14 protein-coding genes, 4 tRNA genes and 3 rRNA genes are annotated in these 19,060 nt (G+C 45.5%); 19 read left to right on the top strand and 2 right to left on the bottom strand.

The features are described 5' to 3' along the window. Position 1: 1 nt before the first annotated feature. From gmuD to M0696_RS03285, 5 genes are all read left to right on the top strand, one after another. Positions 2 to 1,399, top strand: coding sequence for a 6-phospho-beta-glucosidase GmuD (gene gmuD / locus M0696_RS03265; RefSeq protein ID WP_248602487.1), 1,398 nt, complete (start codon positions 2 to 4; stop codon positions 1,397 to 1,399). A gap of 147 nt (positions 1,400 to 1,546) precedes the next feature. After that, the gene (gene gmuR / locus M0696_RS03270) at positions 1,547 to 2,260 is read left to right on the top strand and encodes a transcriptional regulator GmuR (RefSeq protein WP_166854116.1); all 714 of its coding nucleotides are present in this window, start codon (positions 1,547 to 1,549) and stop codon (positions 2,258 to 2,260) included. A gap of 28 nt (positions 2,261 to 2,288) precedes the next feature. Continuing rightward, the gene (locus tag M0696_RS03275) at positions 2,289 to 3,188 is read left to right on the top strand and encodes an ROK family protein (protein ID WP_248602488.1); all 900 of its coding nucleotides are present in this window, start codon (positions 2,289 to 2,291) and stop codon (positions 3,186 to 3,188) included. Next, on the top strand, positions 3,185 to 4,132 hold the full coding sequence (manA, locus tag M0696_RS03280) for a mannose-6-phosphate isomerase, class I (protein ID WP_248602489.1): 948 nt from the start codon (positions 3,185 to 3,187) through the stop codon (positions 4,130 to 4,132). Before M0696_RS03275 ends, manA begins: the two co-directional genes overlap by 4 nt. Positions 4,133 to 4,150: 18 nt before the next feature. Next, a complete protein-coding gene (locus M0696_RS03285; RefSeq protein ID WP_248602490.1) occupies positions 4,151 to 5,239 on the top strand; it encodes a glycoside hydrolase family 26 protein in 1,089 nt (362 codons plus the stop codon). 50 nt (positions 5,240 to 5,289) lie between these two features. On the opposite strand, the gene M0696_RS03290 is transcribed toward M0696_RS03285, so the two are convergent. Further along, positions 5,290 to 6,144, bottom strand: a complete 855-nt coding sequence (locus M0696_RS03290) for a manganese catalase family protein (RefSeq protein ID WP_248602491.1) — start codon at positions 6,142 to 6,144, stop codon at positions 5,290 to 5,292. A gap of 335 nt (positions 6,145 to 6,479) precedes the next feature. On the opposite strand from M0696_RS03290, the gene M0696_RS03295 reads away from it, so the two are divergent. The 12 genes from M0696_RS03295 to tsaD all read left to right on the top strand — a co-directional run bounded on the left by M0696_RS03295 (position 6,480) and on the right by tsaD (position 15,613). After that, positions 6,480 to 6,556 (top strand) — tRNA-Arg (locus M0696_RS03295). Positions 6,557 to 6,570: 14 nt separating this feature from the next. Then, positions 6,571 to 6,644: transfer RNA gene (locus tag M0696_RS03300), tRNA-Gly, on the top strand. A 98-nt stretch (positions 6,645 to 6,742) separates the two neighbouring features. After that, positions 6,743 to 8,292: ribosomal RNA gene (locus M0696_RS03305) — 16S ribosomal RNA — on the top strand. A gap of 169 nt (positions 8,293 to 8,461) precedes the next feature. After that, positions 8,462 to 11,389 (top strand): 23S ribosomal RNA (locus M0696_RS03310). A 55-nt stretch (positions 11,390 to 11,444) separates the two neighbouring features. Then, positions 11,445 to 11,560 (top strand): 5S ribosomal RNA (gene rrf / locus M0696_RS03315). The 16S, 23S and 5S rRNA genes sit together here with 4 tRNA genes alongside, the layout of an rRNA operon. Before the next feature lie 22 nt (positions 11,561 to 11,582). Further along, a tRNA-Met gene (locus M0696_RS03320) sits at positions 11,583 to 11,659 on the top strand. A gap of 61 nt (positions 11,660 to 11,720) precedes the next feature. Further along, positions 11,721 to 11,797, top strand: a tRNA-Asp gene (locus tag M0696_RS03325). Between the two features lie 179 nt (positions 11,798 to 11,976). Continuing rightward, the gene (gene thiL / locus M0696_RS03330) at positions 11,977 to 12,954 is read left to right on the top strand and encodes a thiamine-phosphate kinase (RefSeq protein WP_248602492.1); all 978 of its coding nucleotides are present in this window, start codon (positions 11,977 to 11,979) and stop codon (positions 12,952 to 12,954) included. A 14-nt stretch (positions 12,955 to 12,968) separates the two neighbouring features. Then, positions 12,969 to 13,445 carry a tRNA (adenosine(37)-N6)-threonylcarbamoyltransferase complex ATPase subunit type 1 TsaE gene (gene tsaE / locus M0696_RS03335; RefSeq protein WP_222143660.1) on the top strand — a complete coding sequence of 159 codons (477 nt, stop codon included), beginning with the start codon at positions 12,969 to 12,971 and terminating at the stop codon, positions 13,443 to 13,445. Next, positions 13,426 to 14,115: a tRNA (adenosine(37)-N6)-threonylcarbamoyltransferase complex dimerization subunit type 1 TsaB gene (gene tsaB / locus M0696_RS03340; RefSeq protein ID WP_222143661.1), complete on the top strand. Its 690-nt coding sequence runs from the start codon at positions 13,426 to 13,428 to the stop codon at positions 14,113 to 14,115. The genes tsaE and tsaB overlap by 20 nt, the downstream gene beginning before the upstream one ends. 9 nt (positions 14,116 to 14,124) lie before the next feature. Beyond that, positions 14,125 to 14,580: a ribosomal protein S18-alanine N-acetyltransferase gene (gene rimI / locus M0696_RS03345; RefSeq protein WP_166854108.1), complete on the top strand. Its 456-nt coding sequence runs from the start codon at positions 14,125 to 14,127 to the stop codon at positions 14,578 to 14,580. Continuing rightward, entirely contained in the window at positions 14,573 to 15,613 is a 1,041-nt protein-coding gene (gene tsaD / locus M0696_RS03350; protein WP_166854107.1) for a tRNA (adenosine(37)-N6)-threonylcarbamoyltransferase complex transferase subunit TsaD, read from the top strand. Before rimI ends, tsaD begins: the two co-directional genes overlap by 8 nt. 226 nt (positions 15,614 to 15,839) lie before the next feature. Here tsaD and M0696_RS03355 read toward each other — a convergent pair whose 3' ends face one another. Further along, on the bottom strand, positions 15,840 to 17,768 hold the full coding sequence (locus tag M0696_RS03355; protein WP_248602493.1) for an ABC-F family ATP-binding cassette domain-containing protein: 1,929 nt from the start codon (positions 17,766 to 17,768) through the stop codon (positions 15,840 to 15,842). A 125-nt stretch (positions 17,769 to 17,893) separates the two neighbouring features. On the opposite strand from M0696_RS03355, the gene moaC reads away from it, so the two are divergent. Together moaC and M0696_RS03365 are read left to right on the top strand one after the other, a co-directional pair. Then, positions 17,894 to 18,406: a cyclic pyranopterin monophosphate synthase MoaC gene (moaC, locus tag M0696_RS03360; RefSeq protein ID WP_166854105.1), complete on the top strand. Its 513-nt coding sequence runs from the start codon at positions 17,894 to 17,896 to the stop codon at positions 18,404 to 18,406. Continuing rightward, complete coding sequence (locus tag M0696_RS03365) at positions 18,403 to 19,050, top strand: redox-sensing transcriptional repressor Rex (RefSeq protein WP_003225686.1); 648 nt, start codon at positions 18,403 to 18,405, stop codon at positions 19,048 to 19,050. The genes moaC and M0696_RS03365 overlap by 4 nt, the downstream gene beginning before the upstream one ends. The last annotated feature ends 10 nt before the right edge of the window (positions 19,051 to 19,060 follow it).

Consider the following 19,060-nt stretch of genomic DNA (forward strand, 5'->3'; position numbering starts at 1 on the left):
CTTGACACAAACAGAACAATATCGTTTTCCGAAAGATTTTTGGTGGGGATCATCTGCCTCAGCAACACAAACGGAGGGTGCCGCCGATAGAGACGGAAAAGGGCAGAATATATGGGATTACTGGTTTGAAAAAGAACCGCATCGTTTTTTCGATCATGTTGGGCCCGCTGCCACATCTCAATTTTACGACAACTATAAAGAAGATATCAGGCTGATGAAGGAGCTTGGCCACAACTCGTTCAGGATGTCGATTTCCTGGTCGCGCTTAATACCGGACGGAACAGGAGAGATCAATACGAAAGCTGCAGATTTTTATAGTAGCGTCATTGATGAGTTGATCGCTAACGGAATTGAGCCTTTTGTCAATTTGTTTCATTTTGATATGCCGATGGAACTTCAAAAAACCGGCGGCTGGGTCAACAGAGAAACGGTTGACGCTTATGAAAACTATGCAAGTACGTGTTTCCGTTTGTTTGGCGGCCGGGTGAAAAAATGGTTTACGCATAATGAACCGATCGTCCCCGTAGAAGGCGGATACTTATATGATTTTCATTATCCAAACAAAGTCGACTTTAAAGAGGCTGTCCAGGTCGGGTTTCACACAATGCTATCAAGTGCCCGTGCCATTCAGGCATATAGGGAGATGAAGCAGGACGGAAAAATCGGCATCATCTTAAATTTGACGCCTTCATACCCGAGAAGCAGTCATCCGGCGGATGTGAAGGCCGGGGAAATAGCAGATGCATTTTTTAACAGATCCTTTTTAGACCCTTCTGTTAAAGGGGAATTCCCAAAAGAGCTGGTTGAGATTTTGAAGAGCGAAGGCTTTATGCCTGATTATAAGAAAGAAGATCTTAAAGTCATCAAACACAATACGGTCGATCTGTTGGGTGTGAATTATTATCAGCCGAGACGTGTAAAAGCAAAAGAACATCTTCCGAATCCTGACGCTCCTTTTTTGCCGGACAGGTATTTTGATCCTTACGTCATGCCGGGCCGCAAAATGAATCCGCATCGCGGCTGGGAGATTTACGAAAAAGGCGTTTATGATATTTTGATCAATTTAAAAGAAAACTACGGGAACATCGAGTGCTTTATTTCGGAAAACGGCATGGGAGTCGAAGGCGAGGAACGCTTCAGGGATGAACAAGGCATTATTCAAGATGAGTACCGGATCGAGTTTATAAAAGAGCACCTCAAATGGATTCACCGTGCCATCCAGGAAGGATCGAACGTAAAAGGCTATCACTTATGGACGTTTATGGACAACTGGTCTTGGACAAATGCCTATAAAAACCGATACGGGTTTGTATCAGTCAATCTCGAGAAAGACGGGGAAAGGACCGTCAAAAAGAGCGGAAAATGGTTCAAAAAGGTAGCTGAGCAAAACGGTTTTTAGATTTTCGAAGGATACTGATCTTCCGGCAATCATCATGATGAATAGAGATTACAACCAGCCGCAACATTGATGAAATAGGGAAAAGAACTTATGATATCCGTAAAAGCTTATGTGATATTAAACTCTAACAGCTGCCGGAGGATACCAATGAATAAATACGAAATCATTGCAAATGAAATGAGAAATAGAATTAAAAATAACGTATATCCAATCGATCAGCCCATTCCCGATGAAGTATCTCTTGCAAAAGAGTTCAACTCAAGCCGCATGACGATGAAAAGAGCCTTGGATAATTTGGTTGCCGAAGGGCTGCTGTTCAGAAAACGGGGTCACGGCACGTTTATTATTCAATCAGCGATACAAGATGACCATGTCCATGTCGTGAGTAATGAAATCCTCGGATTGACCAACTTGCTGAAAGATAAGGAAATCAAAAGCAAGATCATTCAGTTTGAAGTGCAATTTCCCACAGAAGACGTAGCTGCTCATTTGTCCATTGATCAGAAAACACCGGTTTATTATGTTGTACGGCTGCGGATTGTAGAGGGAGAGCCCTATGTATTGGAAAAAACATATATGCCGACTCATTTAATACCGGGCATTAATGATGATGTCCTTCATGATTCGGTCTACAACCACATCACAAACGAGCTGCAGCTGAAAATAGCCGGATCGCATCGAAAAATCAGGGCATGTAAATCTGATCATATTGACCAGGAGCATCTGGGCTGCAAACAGGATGATCCAATTCTTGAAGTCGAACATGTGGGCTTCTTAGATAATGGCATTCCATTTGAATATTCCTTTTCACGTCATCGGCATGACAAGTTTGTCGTCACTTCGGTAAACATACGGCGCTGATCGCAGAGATAATAAGGAGGCCATCTGTATGCTTGGCGGTATTGAAGCAGGCGGCACAAAATTTGTTTGTGCCGTCGGTAAAGAGGATGGAACGATCATTGACCGACTAGAGATCCCCACAACGATGCCGGATGAAACGATAGAGAAAGTCATTCAATATTTTCGCCAATTCTCATTACAGGCCATCGGCATCGGCTCCTTTGGTCCCGTTGATAACGATAAAACCAGTAAAACCTACGGAACCATTACAGCCACGCCGAAAACAGGCTGGAGACACTATCCCTTTTTGCAGACCGTTAAAAATGAAATGAAAATTCCAATCGGATTTAATACAGATGTCAACGCTGCGGCGCTGGGTGAATTCCTTTTCGGTGAAGCGAAGGATATAGACAGCTGCCTGTATATGACGATTGGAACTGGCATTGGCGCAGGTGCTATTGTAGAGGGCCGGCTTCTTCAGGGGCTGTCACATCCAGAGATGGGCCATATTTATATTCGCAGGCACCCGGAGGATGAATACCAAGGGAAGTGCCCATATCATAAGGACTGCTTTGAAGGCTTGGCTTCCGGTCCCGCCATAGAAGCGCGCTGGGGAAAAAAAGCTGCTGATTTATCTGATATCAATCAAGTTTGGGAACTGGAAGGGTACTATATTGCCCAAGCGCTGGCTCAGTATATTTTGATCCTTGCACCTAAAAAAATCATTCTTGGCGGCGGCGTCATGAAGCAGAAACAAGTGTTTCCTTATATTTATCAATATGTTCCTAAAATCATGAACAGCTACTTTGATTTTTCTGAATTATCAGAAAGTATATGCGATTATATTGTATCTCCACGTTTAGGCGGTAACGCTGGAATTATCGGCACGCTTGTTTTAGCGAATCAGGCCTTTCAAGCAGAATCAGCATCGGGGGAGGTGCGGTCATGAGGCACCCTTTATTTTTGGAGCCTGTCTTTAAAGAAAGAATATGGGGAGGAACAAAGCTTCGTGACGTTTTCGGCTACGCAATACCCTCAGTTAGAACAGGTGAATGCTGGGCCGTTTCTGCACATGCCCATGGCTCGTCGGTTGTTAAAAACGGGCCGATGGCAGGAAAGACACTAAATCAAGTATGGCAGGATCATCCGGAGGTTTTCGGTTTTCCAGATGGAGAGGTGTTTCCGCTGCTGGTAAAGCTGCTGGACGCCACTATGGATCTCTCCGTGCAAGTACATCCTGATGATGATTATGCGATACTGCATGAAAACGGTGATCTCGGAAAAACGGAGTGCTGGTATATTATTGATTGCAAAGATGACGCCGAACTGATTTTGGGCCATCACGCAAGCACAAAGGAAGAGTTCAAACAACAAATAGAAAGCGGGGATTGGAATGGGCTGCTGAGACGCATCAAAATCAAGCCCGGAGATTTCTTTTATGTCCCAAGCGGTACGCTTCATGCTATATGTGAGGGAACCTTTGTCCTTGAAATCCAGCAAAACTCTGATACAACGTATCGCGTATACGATTATGACCGCTGTGATGACCAGGGCAAAAAAAGAACTCTTCATATAGAAAAGGCCACCGAAGTCTTAACGATACCGCATATCGATAAAGTGCATACACCGGAAGTGAAAGAAAATAATAACGTGGTGATCACTGCTTATGTACAATCGGATTATTTCTCAGTGTACAAATGGAAAATTAGCGGTCGAGCTGTTTTTCCTTCTCATCAAACTTATTTGCTGGGGAGTGTTCTGAGCGGATCAGGACGAATCGTAAATAATGGTATTCAGTATGAGTGCAATGCAGGCTCACACTTTATTTTGCCTGCCCAATTTGGCGAGTTTTCAATAGAAGGAACATGTGAGTTGATAATATCTCATCCTTAATGAATGGGGGAATTGCATTTGTTTAAGAAACCTACGATCTCTTTGCTCATTTTATTTTTACTTGCGTCTTGTATTTTAGCAAAACCAATGGAAGCCCATACTGTGTCGCCTGTAAATCCTAATGCACAGCAGACAACACAAGCAGTGATGAATTGGCTTGCTCATCTGCCGAATCGAACAGAAAACAGGGTCCTTTCCGGAGCGTTTGGAGGCTACAGTCATGACACATTCTCTATGACCGAAGCTGAAAGAATCCAAAGTGCCGCGGGACAATCACCTGCTATTTACGGCTGTGATTATGCCAGAGGGTGGCTTGAAACAGTAAACATTGAAGATTCAATTGATGTAAGCTGCAATAGCGATTTACTCTCGTATTGGAAAAGCGGAGGAATCCCGCAAATCAGTTTGCATTTGGCGAATCCGGCTTTTCAGTCAGGGCATTTTAAAACACAGATCACAAACGATCAATATGAAAACATATTAGATGCATCAACAGCGGAAGGGAAACGGCTGAATGCCATGCTCAGCAAAATTGCTGACGGACTTCAAGAACTGGAGAACCAAGGTGTGCCTGTACTGTTCAGGCCGTTGCATGAAATGAACGGTGAATGGTTTTGGTGGGGACTTACATCATATAATCAAAAGGATAATGAAAGAATCTCTCTATATAAACAGCTCTACAAAAAAATCTATCATTATATGACCGACATAAGAGGACTTGATCATTTGCTATGGGTTTATTCTCCCGACGCCAATCGAGATTTTAAAACCGATTTTTACCCCGGGGCGTCTTACGTTGATATTGTCGGATTAGATGCATATTTTCAAGATGCCTATTCGATTAACGGATACGATCAGCTAATAGCGCTTAACAAACCATTTGCCTTTACAGAAGTTGGCCCGCAAAATGCAAACGGCAGCTTCGATTACAGCCTGTTGGTCAATGCAATAAAACAAAAATATCCTAAAACCATTTACTTTCTGGCTTGGAATGACGAGTGGAGCCCAGCTGCAAACAAGGGTGCATCAGCTTTATATAACGACAGCTGGACACTCAATAAGGGAGAGATATGGAATGGTGATTCTTTAACACCTATCGTTGAATGAATACGAAGCAGAAGGTGCTCAAGAAGTTTCTTGAGCACCTTCATACCTGATCAGGCATTCATATCGCCTAATCCAGGACTGTGTTCATTTGGCATTTCCGGAAGCACTGGAACAGGGAACCCTGCCGGAGGCTCTATTACTTGTAACTCTCCGCCATTTCTGCTCGGGGATGTTCCTTGATAGATTTCGCCAATTCTTGTCTCATCCAATCTGAAGTTAAACTGCGCATTGTGGTATCCTAATTCAACATACTTTCTGCACTCAGGGTATTTATTAATGTCGTAATTCGGCACAGGTAAGAGCTTCGCCCACTCAACGCCCAATGTCTCGAGCGCTTTCGCAAACGCATTCTGGTGAGCATTGTCGCGTACAATCAGAAAAGCAAGAGTTTCCCGAAACGTCTGATTCGAGCTCATTTCATAAATTCTTGTTTTTTGCAGCACGCCTGTTGATTCAAGAAGCAAGTTATCCAATAGGTCGGTAATTAAGTTTCCATGGTTATACACCCATGACCCATTCCACGGATTGCCTCCTGCATCAACAGGTAAGGAACTTTGCGCCCCAATTATATAATGATGAGGGTTAGCATGTTTAATCGCTTCATCAAGTGGTGCCTGATCTGCACCTTGACTGCCGACTCCTTCTCCGCCTGATTCATCTAATAGAGCATTAATTGTGTTTTGAACCAGTTCAACGTGGGCAATCTCCTCTAAAAAAATGCCACGGAGCAGATCGCGGTACTGTTTTTGTTTTCCTCTGAAATTGGAGCTTTGGAAAAAAAACTGCATCATCGTACGCATTTCTCCGTAATGACCGCCCAATATTTCCTGAAGGACCTTAGCTGCTGCCGGGTCTGACTTATCTGGCTTAATGATATTTATCAGCTCTTCTTTGTAGTAATACATAACACGCCTCGTTTCTTTTCTAGTGATTGGTTTCTTATATCCTTTGTAAAAGGAGATAAAGTCTATACATGATAAAGCGTGAAAGAATAAAATAAAAAAATATAGAAAAAGTATTGACCGAATGAAATACACATGGTATATTATTAAACGTCGCTGATGAACAGCACGAAACAAAACGGAAAACAAAAAAGTTTTTCTAAGGTGTTTACAAGTTTTTAAAAACGTGTATAATAAGAAAAGTCGAATTGAAAAAAAGATTTGCTCTTCAAAAAACATTTTAAAAACTTCTTGACTTTAACTTCAAATGATAGTATGATAGTTAAGTCGCTTGATAAGCGCCCGTAGCTCAATTGGATAGAGCGTTTGACTACGGATCAAAAGGTTAGGGGTTCGACTCCTCTCGGGCGCGCCATTATAAGATACCACGCGGGTGTAGTTTAGTGGTAAAACCTCAGCCTTCCAAGCTGATGTCGTGAGTTCGATTCTCATCACCCGCTCCATTATTAGAATGATCTTTGAAAACTAAACAAGACAAAACGTACCTGTTAATTCATTTTTATAAAATCGCACAGCGATGTGCGTAGTCAGTCAAACTACTTTATCGGAGAGTTTGATCCTGGCTCAGGACGAACGCTGGCGGCGTGCCTAATACATGCAAGTCGAGCGGACAGACGGGAGCTTGCTCCCTGATGTTAGCGGCGGACGGGTGAGTAACACGTGGGTAACCTGCCTGTAAGACTGGGATAACTCCGGGAAACCGGGGCTAATACCGGATGCTTGTTTGAACCGCATGGTTCAAACATAAAAGGTGGCTTCGGCTACCACTTACAGATGGACCCGCGGCGCATTAGCTAGTTGGTGAGGTAATGGCTCACCAAGGCAACGATGCGTAGCCGACCTGAGAGGGTGATCGGCCACACTGGGACTGAGACACGGCCCAGACTCCTACGGGAGGCAGCAGTAGGGAATCTTCCGCAATGGACGAAAGTCTGACGGAGCAACGCCGCGTGAGTGATGAAGGTTTTCGGATCGTAAAGCTCTGTTGTTAGGGAAGAACAAGTACCGTTCGAATAGGGCGGTACCTTGACGGTACCTAACCAGAAAGCCACGGCTAACTACGTGCCAGCAGCCGCGGTAATACGTAGGTGGCAAGCGTTGTCCGGAATTATTGGGCGTAAAGGGCTCGCAGGCGGTTTCTTAAGTCTGATGTGAAAGCCCCCGGCTCAACCGGGGAGGGTCATTGGAAACTGGGGAACTTGAGTGCAGAAGAGGAGAGTGGAATTCCACGTGTAGCGGTGAAATGCGTAGAGATGTGGAGGAACACCAGTGGCGAAGGCGACTCTCTGGTCTGTAACTGACGCTGAGGAGCGAAAGCGTGGGGAGCGAACAGGATTAGATACCCTGGTAGTCCACGCCGTAAACGATGAGTGCTAAGTGTTAGGGGGTTTCCGCCCCTTAGTGCTGCAGCTAACGCATTAAGCACTCCGCCTGGGGAGTACGGTCGCAAGACTGAAACTCAAAGGAATTGACGGGGGCCCGCACAAGCGGTGGAGCATGTGGTTTAATTCGAAGCAACGCGAAGAACCTTACCAGGTCTTGACATCCTCTGACAATCCTAGAGATAGGACGTCCCCTTCGGGGGCAGAGTGACAGGTGGTGCATGGTTGTCGTCAGCTCGTGTCGTGAGATGTTGGGTTAAGTCCCGCAACGAGCGCAACCCTTGATCTTAGTTGCCAGCATTCAGTTGGGCACTCTAAGGTGACTGCCGGTGACAAACCGGAGGAAGGTGGGGATGACGTCAAATCATCATGCCCCTTATGACCTGGGCTACACACGTGCTACAATGGACAGAACAAAGGGCAGCGAAACCGCGAGGTTAAGCCAATCCCACAAATCTGTTCTCAGTTCGGATCGCAGTCTGCAACTCGACTGCGTGAAGCTGGAATCGCTAGTAATCGCGGATCAGCATGCCGCGGTGAATACGTTCCCGGGCCTTGTACACACCGCCCGTCACACCACGAGAGTTTGTAACACCCGAAGTCGGTGAGGTAACCTTTTAGGAGCCAGCCGCCGAAGGTGGGACAGATGATTGGGGTGAAGTCGTAACAAGGTAGCCGTATCGGAAGGTGCGGCTGGATCACCTCCTTTCTAAGGATATTTACGGAATATAAGACCTTGGGTCTTATAAACAGAACGTTCCCTGTCTTGTTTAGTTTTGAAGGATCATTCCTTCGAAACGTGTTCTTTGAAAACTAGATAACAGTAGACATCACATTCAATTAGTAATACAAGATATCACATAGTGATTCTTTTTAACGGTTAAGTTAGAAAGGGCGCACGGTGGATGCCTTGGCACTAGGAGCCGATGAAGGACGGGACGAACACCGATATGCTTCGGGGAGCTGTAAGCAAGCTTTGATCCGGAGATTTCCGAATGGGGAAACCCACCACTCGTAATGGAGTGGTATCCATATCTGAATTCATAGGATATGAGAAGGCAGACCCGGGGAACTGAAACATCTAAGTACCCGGAGGAAGAGAAAGCAAATGCGATTCCCTGAGTAGCGGCGAGCGAAACGGGATTAGCCCAAACCAAGAGGCTTGCCTCTTGGGGTTGTAGGACACTCTGCACGGAGTTACAAAAGAACGAGGTAGATGAAGAGGTCTGGAAAGGCCCGCCATAGGAGGTAACAGCCCTGTAGTCAAAACTTCGTTCTCTCCTGAGTGGATCCTGAGTACGGCGGAACACGTGAAATTCCGTCGGAATCCGGGAGGACCATCTCCCAAGGCTAAATACTCCCTAGTGACCGATAGTGAACCAGTACCGTGAGGGAAAGGTGAAAAGCACCCCGGAAGGGGAGTGAAAGAGATCCTGAAACCGTGTGCCTACAAGTAGTCAGAGCCCGTTAACGGGTGATGGCGTGCCTTTTGTAGAATGAACCGGCGAGTTACGATCCCGTGCAAGGTTAAGCAGAAGATGCGGAGCCGCAGCGAAAGCGAGTCTGAATAGGGCGCATGAGTACGTGGTCGTAGACCCGAAACCAGGTGATCTACCCATGTCCAGGGTGAAGTTCAGGTAACACTGAATGGAGGCCCGAACCCACGCACGTTGAAAAGTGCGGGGATGAGGTGTGGGTAGGGGTGAAATGCCAATCGAACCTGGAGATAGCTGGTTCTCTCCGAAATAGCTTTAGGGCTAGCCTCAAGGTAAGAGTCTTGGAGGTAGAGCACTGATTGGACTAGGGGCCCCTACCGGGTTACCGAATTCAGTCAAACTCCGAATGCCAATGACTTATCCTTGGGAGTCAGACTGCGAGTGATAAGATCCGTAGTCGAAAGGGAAACAGCCCAGACCGCCAGCTAAGGTCCCAAAGTATACGTTAAGTGGAAAAGGATGTGGAGTTGCTTAGACAACCAGGATGTTGGCTTAGAAGCAGCCACCATTTAAAGAGTGCGTAATAGCTCACTGGTCGAGTGACTCTGCGCCGAAAATGTACCGGGGCTAAACGTATCACCGAAGCTGCGGACTGTTCTTCGAACAGTGGTAGGAGAGCGTTCTAAGGGCTGTGAAGCCAGACCGGAAGGACTGGTGGAGCGCTTAGAAGTGAGAATGCCGGTATGAGTAGCGAAAGAGGGGTGAGAATCCCCTCCACCGAATGCCTAAGGTTTCCTGAGGAAGGCTCGTCCGCTCAGGGTTAGTCGGGACCTAAGCCGAGGCCGAAAGGCGTAGGCGATGGACAACAGGTTGATATTCCTGTACCACCTCCTCACCATTTGAGCAATGGGGGGACGCAGGAGGATAGGGTAAGCGCGGTATTGGATATCCGCGTCCAAGCAGTTAGGCTGGGAAATAGGCAAATCCGTTTCCCATAAGGCTGAGCTGTGATGGCGAGCGAAATGTAGTAGCGAAGTTCCTGATTCCACACTGCCAAGAAAAGCCTCTAGCGAGGTGAGAGGTGCCCGTACCGCAAACCGACACAGGTAGGCGAGGAGAGAATCCTAAGGTGATCGAGAGAACTCTCGTTAAGGAACTCGGCAAAATGACCCCGTAACTTCGGGAGAAGGGGTGCTCTGTTAGGGTGCAAGCCCGAGAGAGCCGCAGTGAATAGGCCCAGGCGACTGTTTAGCAAAAACACAGGTCTCTGCGAAGCCGTAAGGCGAAGTATAGGGGCTGACGCCTGCCCGGTGCTGGAAGGTTAAGAGGAGCGCTTAGCGTAAGCGAAGGTGCGAATTGAAGCCCCAGTAAACGGCGGCCGTAACTATAACGGTCCTAAGGTAGCGAAATTCCTTGTCGGGTAAGTTCCGACCCGCACGAAAGGCGCAACGATCTGGGCACTGTCTCAACGAGAGACTCGGTGAAATTATAGTACCTGTGAAGATGCAGGTTACCCGCGACAGGACGGAAAGACCCCGTGGAGCTTTACTGCAGCCTGATATTGAATGTTGGTACAGCTTGTACAGGATAGGTAGGAGCCTTGGAAACCGGAGCGCTAGCTTCGGTGGAGGCATCGGTGGGATACTACCCTGGCTGTATTGACCTTCTAACCCGCCGCCCTTATCGGGCGGGGAGACAGTGTCAGGTGGGCAGTTTGACTGGGGCGGTCGCCTCCTAAAAGGTAACGGAGGCGCCCAAAGGTTCCCTCAGAATGGTTGGAAATCATTCGCAGAGTGTAAAGGCACAAGGGAGCTTGACTGCGAGACCTACAAGTCGAGCAGGGACGAAAGTCGGGCTTAGTGATCCGGTGGTTCCGCATGGAAGGGCCATCGCTCAACGGATAAAAGCTACCCCGGGGATAACAGGCTTATCTCCCCCAAGAGTCCACATCGACGGGGAGGTTTGGCACCTCGATGTCGGCTCATCGCATCCTGGGGCTGTAGTCGGTCCCAAGGGTTGGGCTGTTCGCCCATTAAAGCGGTACGCGAGCTGGGTTCAGAACGTCGTGAGACAGTTCGGTCCCTATCCGTCGCGGGCGCAGGAAATTTGAGAGGAGCTGTCCTTAGTACGAGAGGACCGGGATGGACGCACCGCTGGTGTACCAGTTGTTCTGCCAAGGGCATCGCTGGGTAGCTATGTGCGGACGGGATAAGTGCTGAAAGCATCTAAGCATGAAGCCCCCCTCAAGATGAGATTTCCCATTCCGCAAGGAAGTAAGATCCCTGAAAGATGATCAGGTTGATAGGTCTGAGGTGGAAGTGTGGCGACACATGGAGCTGACAGATACTAATCGATCGAGGACTTAACCCACATTTTGAATGATGTCACATCTGTTATCTAGTTTTGAGAGAACACTCTCAATTTGTTTGGTGGCGATAGCGAAGAGGTCACACCCGTTCCCATACCGAACACGGAAGTTAAGCTCTTCAGCGCCGATGGTAGTCGGGGGTTTCCCCCTGTGAGAGTAGGACGCCGCCAAGCTTTAATCTTAAATTATTATCATCGCGGGGTGGAGCAGTTCGGTAGCTCGTCGGGCTCATAACCCGAAGGTCGCAGGTTCAAATCCTGCCCCCGCAACCAAATATATAAATGATATAAGAAGTGCCCCAAGGGTGCAGCCAAAATCATTTTATACAAATATGGTCCGGTAGTTCAGTTGGTTAGAATGCCTGCCTGTCACGCAGGAGGTCGCGGGTTCGAGTCCCGTCCGGACCGCCATTATTGTAAACGAAACGATCATGTTTTCGTTTTTTTTTGTGTTTTCTTTTACTGTATCTTCTGCTTGGTGTCATAGCCAAGCTTTCTTTATATCGGCAATATCTTGGATATTCCAGCAAAATTCGATACACTAGGAAGAGCCATATAGGCATAAGCAGGTTGAAAGGAGGTTTTGGTTCATGGATGAATTTGATTTGATACATAGCATTACTCCGCGGACCATTCACCATTCTTCCGTTGATGTAGGAATAGGTGATGATGCAGCACTCTACACTGCGAAACACGGCGTTCAGGAAATTGTTTGTGTTGATACTATGGTAGAAGATGTGCACTTTAAATTACACTATTCCTCACCTGAAGATATCGGGTATAAGGCGTTAGCCGTTAATATAAGTGATATTGCCGCGATGGGAGGCATTCCTAAATTTTATTTGGTATCACTTGCGGTCCCTTCAAAATGGACGGAATCTGAAATCAAGGCAATGTATGAAGGAATGAATGAACTGGCGAAACTATATCATATGGATCTGATTGGCGGCGACACAGTCTCTACCTCTGACAAATTAGTTGTAACGGTCACTGTGATCGGTGAAGTGGAAAAGGGACGGGCCTGTTTGCGCAGCTTGGCAAGACCGAATGATATTGTGTTTGTAACCGGGGAAGTTGGTTCTTCTGCAGCAGGATTGTCTTTATTGCTTGAAGAAACCAATCCTCAAAACTCAAGTGTTGAAGCGGGTTACTTTATCAACAAGCATAAACGGCCTCAGCCAAGAGTAAGCGTCGGCAGATTATGCTCGGGGTTGAAGCGGGCAGCTTTGAATGATATCAGTGACGGATTAGCTAGTGAACTGAATGAACTTGCAGAAGCCAGCTGTGTTTCAATTGAAATTGATGAAAGCATGCTTCCAGTCCATTCTGATTTGCCTAAGCTTCATCCTAACTGGAAAGAATGGGCTTTGTTTGGCGGTGAGGATTTTGAGCTGACAGGGACGGTTACAAAGGAGGAATGGGAAGTGTTGAAGCAGGAGTGCAAAACACGGCAACTACCCATTACAAAGATTGGCCATGTCAGGGAAAGAACAAAATCCAACGTGATCCTAAAAACAGAAAAAACAACAATGACCTTAGAGAAAAAAGGATATAATCATTTTAAATAAGACGGGTGACTCATGTGAAGCAATTAAAGTGGAGAACTGTAAATCCTGAAGAAACAAAAGCAATTGCTAAGCTGACGGCATCGTTTGCTAAACCGGGAGACGTCCTAACAGTAGAGGGTGATTTAGGAGCCGGAAAAACGACTTTTACAAAAGGCTTTGCAGAAGGACTTGGCATTACACGTGTTGTAAACAGTCCGACTTTTACAATTATAAAAGAATATCACGATGGCACACTTCCTCTTTATCATATGGATGTGTACAGAATGGAAGACGAAAGTGAAGATTTGGGACTTGATGAATATTTTCACGGACAAGGTGTCTGTCTCGTGGAATGGGCACATTTAATTGAAGAGCAGCTTCCGCAGGAGCGATTGCAAATTGTCATCAAAAGAGCTGGTGATGATGAGCGTGAAATTACCTTTACTGCCGTTGGAAATCGGTATGAAATGCTTTGTGAGGAGATAAGTGGACATGACAATATTAGCAATTGATACTTCAAATTACACGTTAGGCATTGCGCTGCTTCGAGAAGACACCGTCATAGCAGAATACATTACATATTTGAAAAAGAACCACTCTGTTAGAGCGATGCCTGCTGTTCATTCATTGCTGAAAGAATGTGATATGACACCGCAGGACCTTTCTAAAATTGTTGTTGCAAAAGGCCCTGGTTCATACACAGGAGTAAGAATAGGTGTGACGCTCGCCAAAACGCTTGCCTGGTCTTTACACATTCCGATTTCTGCTGTATCAAGCCTTGAGGCGCTTGCGGCAAATGGCCGGCATTTCGACGGTCTGATCAGTCCTATCTTTGATGCAAGACGTGGACAGGTGTATACAGGTCTTTATGAATATAAAAACGGGCTTTTGGAGCAAGTTGTTCCTGATCAAAATGTGATGCTGGCCGAATGGCTGAAGATGCTAAAAGAAAAGGATCGCCCTGTTTTGTTTTTAGGTCACGATACTTCTATTCACAAGCAGATGATAGGGGATGTGCTTGGGACAAAAGGGTTCATTGGAGCTGCTGCTCAGCATAACCCACGCCCTTCAGAATTGGCTTATCTAGGGGCGGAAAAGGAAGCAGCTGATGTTCACGGACTTGTCCCTGATTACTTACGGCTGGCAGAAGCTGAAGCGAAATGGATTGAAAGTCAAAAGTAGGGTGATAGGATGAAAACAAAAGCAGCGGTCAGAAACATGCGGCTTGATGATATTGATCACGTATACGAAATTGAAACATCCTCCTTTACGTCTCCTTGGACAAAGGAGTCGTTTTATCATGAGCTGCTGGAAAATCCGTATGCTCATTATCTCGTGATTGAAAAGGATGGCCATGTTGCTGGGTATTGCGGGATTTGGATTGTGATGGACGACGCTCAAATTACAAATATAGCAATAAAACCGGAGTATCGCGGCCAGTCTTTAGGAGAAGCACTTTTTCGTTCAGCGGTTGAACTGTGCAAAGAAAAAGACGCAAGGCGGCTTTCGCTTGAAGTGAGGGTTTCTAATCATCCTGCTCAAGGCTTATATAGAAAGTTCGGGATGCAGCCCGGCGGAATAAGAAAGAACTATTATACTGATAACGGGGAAGATGCGTTAATTATGTGGGTGACGATAAATGAGTGAGCAAAAAGAGATTTACGTATTAGGAATTGAAACAAGCTGTGATGAGACAGCGGCAGCTATCGTAAAAAACGGGAAAGAAATCATTTCGAACGTAGTGGCCTCTCAAATTGAAAGCCATAAGCGCTTCGGAGGCGTTGTTCCGGAAATTGCATCAAGACATCATGTTGAGCAAATCACTTTGGTCATAGAAGAGGCTTTTCGTAAAGCTGGCATGACGTATAGTGATATTGATGCGATTGCAGTAACTGAAGGTCCAGGACTGGTGGGAGCGCTTCTTATCGGAGTGAACGCTGCTAAAGCATTGAGCTTTGCGCATAACATTCCGTTAGTAGGCGTCCATCATATAGCCGGTCATATATACGCGAACCGCCTTGTGGAAGACATCGTGTTTCCAGCACTGGCATTGGTTGTTTCAGGAGGCCATACAGAATTGGTTTATATGAAGGAACACGGATCATTTGAAGTCATTGGGGAAACTCTCGATGATGCAGCAGGAGAAGCTTACGACAAAGTGGCTCGAACGATGGGACTGCCATATCCGGGTGGGCCGCAAATTGACAAGCTTGCTGAAAAAGGGAATGACAATATTCCGCTTCCTCGCGCTTGGCTTGAAGAAGGCTCCTACAATTTCAGTTTCAGCGGGTTGAAGTCTGCGGTGATTAATACGCTTCATAATGCGTCTCAAAAAGGACAGGAGATTGCTCCGGAAGATTTGTCTGCCAGTTTCCAAAATAGTGTAATAGATGTCTTGGTAACAAAAACGGCGCGTGCGGCAAAGGAATATGGTGTCAAACAAGTCCTTTTAGCTGGAGGAGTAGCTGCAAATAGAGGCCTCAGAGCTGCATTAGAAAAGGAATTTGCCCAGCATGAGGGGATTACGCTTGTCATTCCTCCGTTAGCATTATGTACAGATAATGCTGCGATGATCGCTGCAGCTGGTACAATTGCTTTTGAGAAGGGAATTCGCGGTGCATATGATATGAATGGCCAGCCTGGCCTTGAATTGACTTCTTATCAAAGTCTCACGACCTAACGGAGTGAGGCTTTTTATCTGTTATTAACAGGTAATTCTAAATTTATCCACATATCTGTTAGTAATTATGAAGATATCGATGGATAAAGGGCTGAAGACACTGTTAATAAAGTGGATAAATTCAGAATATTTTGTGGATAATGTGTATAAAGCGTTTACTTTGTTTGTTTATAAGGTTATTTTCTGTGGATAAAAAAGCACCTCTAAAAAGAGGTGCTTGACTTTTTTAATCTTCTTCTGTGGATAGTTCTTCCCATTCAGACAAAAGAGTTTCCAGCTCCTGATTGAGTTTCTCGTTGTCTGCATGGATGGCTTGTACCTTTTCATGGTCTTGATAGACTTCCGGATCACATAGCAATTCATCGTTATGACTAATGTTTTCTTCAATAGTTTGAACAGTGGTTTCAATTTCTTCAATCCGGCGGAGCCGTTGGCGCTCTTTCTTTTTCCATTCTTTTTCTTCCTCGTAAGAACGTTTGGAGTCAGACTTTACCGCAGCAGGCGTTTTTTCTATTTCCTCTTGCTGATTCATTTTCTCCAATTCAAGCTGCTCTGTTTTTTTCTCCGTATAATAATCGTAATCTCCCAGATACTCTTCTATATGATTTGAAGAAAGCTCCAATACTCTTGTGGCGATTCTGTTAATAAAATATCTGTCATGAGAGACAAATAACAGTGTGCCTGGATAATCAATCAGCGCGTTTTCAAGAACTTCTTTGCTGTCTAAGTCCAGATGGTTCGTCGGTTCATCAAGGATGAGAAAATTAGCTTTTTGAAGCATCAGCTTAGCAAGGGCCAATCTTGCTTTCTCACCCCCGCTCAGTGAATGGACGGGTTTCAGTACATCATCTCCGGAGAATAAGAAATTGCCGAGACAAGTTCGGATTTCTTTCTCCGGAAGACCAGGGTACTCATCCCACAGCTCATCAAGGACGCGTTTAGAGGAAGTCAGTTCAGCCTGCTCCTGATCATAGTAGCCGACACTGACATTCGAGCCGTATGAGATTGTTCCTTGATCTGGCTTTAGGGTGTCCATTAATGTTTTCAGTAAAGTCGATTTACCGATTCCGTTAGGGCCGACAAGAGCGGCGCTTTCTCCTCTTGTGAGCATGAACGACACTTCTGTTAAAAGCGGCGGCTGGTTTTCATAGCTGATTGTGAGATCCTGAACGCGCAGGACTTCATTTCCGCTCTGTTTTGTAATATCAAAATGAAAGTTTGCGGATTTTTCATCGCCGAGCGGTTTTGACATGATTTCCATTCGCTCCAGCTGCTTTCGGCGGCTTTGCGCTCTTTTTGTGGTAGAAGCTCTCGCAAGATTTCGGTCTACGAAGTCTTGAAGCTTTGCGATTTCATCCTGCTGCTTTTCATACACTTTAAGATCTTTTTCATACTGCGCGGCTTTTTGGTCGAGATAAGCGCTGTAGTTGCCGTGATATTTTTTGCTTTCAGCTCTTGATACCTCGTATACTTGGTTTACTACTTTGTCCAAAAAGTAGCGGTCATGCGAAACGATGAGAATGGCGCCTGAATAGCCTTGCAAATAATGTTCAAGCCAGGTTAGCGTATCAATATCGAGATGGTTTGTCGGCTCATCGAGAATGAGCAAATCAGGCTGTGTTAACAGAAGCTTACCAAGGGCAAGCCTTGTTTTCTGCCCCCCGCTGAGGCTTTGCACCTGTGTTGAATCGTCAAAATGGCTGAAGCCGAGTCCGTGAAGCACAGATCTGACATCCGCTTCATATTGATAGCCGCCTTTATCTTTGAATTCCTGCTGAAGCCGGTCATAGGTTTTCATGATGCTTTCCAATTCACCGGGATCAGCTGCCGCCATTTTTTCTTCGATAGCCCGCATTTCCTTTTCCATTTCTTTTAAGTGGTCAAAAACAGTCAGCAGCTCTTCTTTTATGGTAAGCTTAGAATCCAAGCCCGTATGCTGGGCAAGATATCCCATTGTAATATCTTTCGGTTTAATAACTTCGCCCTTTTCATACGAAAGCTGGCCTGCGATAATTTTAAGCAGCGTGGATTTTCCCGCGCCATTTCTTCCAACAATGGCGATGCGATCACGATTTCTGACTTCCAGCTTTATATTGTTTAAAATAGTATCAGCACCAAATGATTTGGACAGCTGATTAACTTGTAAGATCATCATATTATTTCACCTCTGCTATAATAAGTTAAGTGTAGCTTATGAACCAGAAGTCAGCAAACAATACATTGGCCGAATAAGACATAGAGAAGAAAATAGTGTATGATCTGTTTAAGGAGAGTTTTAATATGAATGGATTTTCTCATTTTAATGAACAGGGCAGAGCCCAGATGGTAGACATCAGCGAAAAATCTTCGTCTGTCCGTACTGCGGCGGCCGTTTCAAGCGTACACATGAAGAATGAAGTGTACGAGAAAATACAAAGTCATGATATCGGCAAAGGAGATGTACTGGCTGTTGCGCAGGTTGCAGGCATTATGGCCGCAAAGCAAACGTCGAATATCATTCCGATGTGCCATCCGCTTTCACTGAGCGGGGTAGATATATCGTTTGACTGGAAAATAAAAGAAGCAGAAGTTATACTTCATATAAAAGCACAGGTCAAAACGAAAGGGAGTACAGGTGTGGAAATGGAAGCGCTCACTTCTGCATCGGTGTGTGCTCTTACCGTTTACGATATGTGCAAGGCCCTTGATAAGGGGATGGTCATCGGCCCTACTTTCTTGCTGGAGAAGACAGGCGGGAAAAACGGTGACTTTAAAAGAGAACTATCCGAGTATAATTTGGAGGACCAAAAATGAATAAGGATCAATCAAAAATTCCGCAGGCGACGGCAAAACGGCTGCCGCTTTACTATCGCTTTTTAAAGAATCTGCATGCGTCAGGAAAACAGCGTGTCTCATCCGCTGAACTCAGTGATGCCGTAAAGGTTGATTCTGCCACGATTCGCAGGGATTTTTCCTATTTTGGAGCTCTTGGCAAAAAAGGATATGGATATAATGTCGATTATTTACTGTCATTTTTCCGAAAAACGCTTGATCAGGATGAGATGACAGACGTTATCTTGATTGGTGTCGGGAACTTGGGAACGGCATTTCTTCACTATAATTTCACAAAAAATAATAACACAAAAATTTCTATGGCTTTTGATATAAATGAGAGTAAAATAGGAACTGAGGTAGGCGGCGTGCCTGTCTATAACCTTGATGACCTAGAACAACACGTAAAAAATGAATCAGTTGCCATTCTTACAGTGCCAGCAGTTGCCGCTCAATCCATTACAGACAGATTGGTCGCGTTAGGAATCAAGGGAATTCTTAATTTTACGCCGGCCCGTTTGAATGTGCCGGAACACATTCGAATTCATCATATAGATTTAGCTGTAGAGCTTCAGTCACTGGTTTATTTCTTGAAGCATTATTCAGTTTTAGAGGAAATCGAATAGAGGGAAAGGA

Origin of the sequence: Bacillus rugosus, assembly GCF_023238245.1 — a bacterium.
GTDB lineage: Bacteria > Bacillota > Bacilli > Bacillales > Bacillaceae > Bacillus > Bacillus rugosus.

Excerpts from the sequence above, each read along its gene's own strand:
- M0696_RS03365 (WP_003225686.1), top strand. The coding sequence starts at position 18,403 with ATGAATAAGGATCAATCAAAAATTCCGCAGGCGACGGCAAAACGGCTG.
- tsaD (WP_166854107.1), top strand. The coding sequence starts at position 14,573 with ATGAGTGAGCAAAAAGAGATTTACGTATTAGGAATTGAAACAAGCTGT.
- tsaB (WP_222143661.1), top strand. The coding sequence starts at position 13,426 with ATGACAATATTAGCAATTGATACTTCAAATTACACGTTAGGCATTGCG.
- rimI (WP_166854108.1), top strand. The coding sequence starts at position 14,125 with ATGAAAACAAAAGCAGCGGTCAGAAACATGCGGCTTGATGATATTGAT.
- M0696_RS03290 (WP_248602491.1), bottom strand. The coding sequence starts at position 6,144 with ATGTATTACTACAAAGAAGAGCTGATAAATATCATTAAGCCAGATAAG.
- M0696_RS03355 (WP_248602493.1), bottom strand. The coding sequence starts at position 17,768 with ATGATGATCTTACAAGTTAATCAGCTGTCCAAATCATTTGGTGCTGAT.
- M0696_RS03275 (WP_248602488.1), top strand. The coding sequence starts at position 2,289 with ATGCTTGGCGGTATTGAAGCAGGCGGCACAAAATTTGTTTGTGCCGTC.
- gmuR (WP_166854116.1), top strand. The coding sequence starts at position 1,547 with ATGAATAAATACGAAATCATTGCAAATGAAATGAGAAATAGAATTAAA.
- manA (WP_248602489.1), top strand. The coding sequence starts at position 3,185 with ATGAGGCACCCTTTATTTTTGGAGCCTGTCTTTAAAGAAAGAATATGG.
- thiL (WP_248602492.1), top strand. The coding sequence starts at position 11,977 with ATGGATGAATTTGATTTGATACATAGCATTACTCCGCGGACCATTCAC.
- moaC (WP_166854105.1), top strand. The coding sequence starts at position 17,894 with ATGAATGGATTTTCTCATTTTAATGAACAGGGCAGAGCCCAGATGGTA.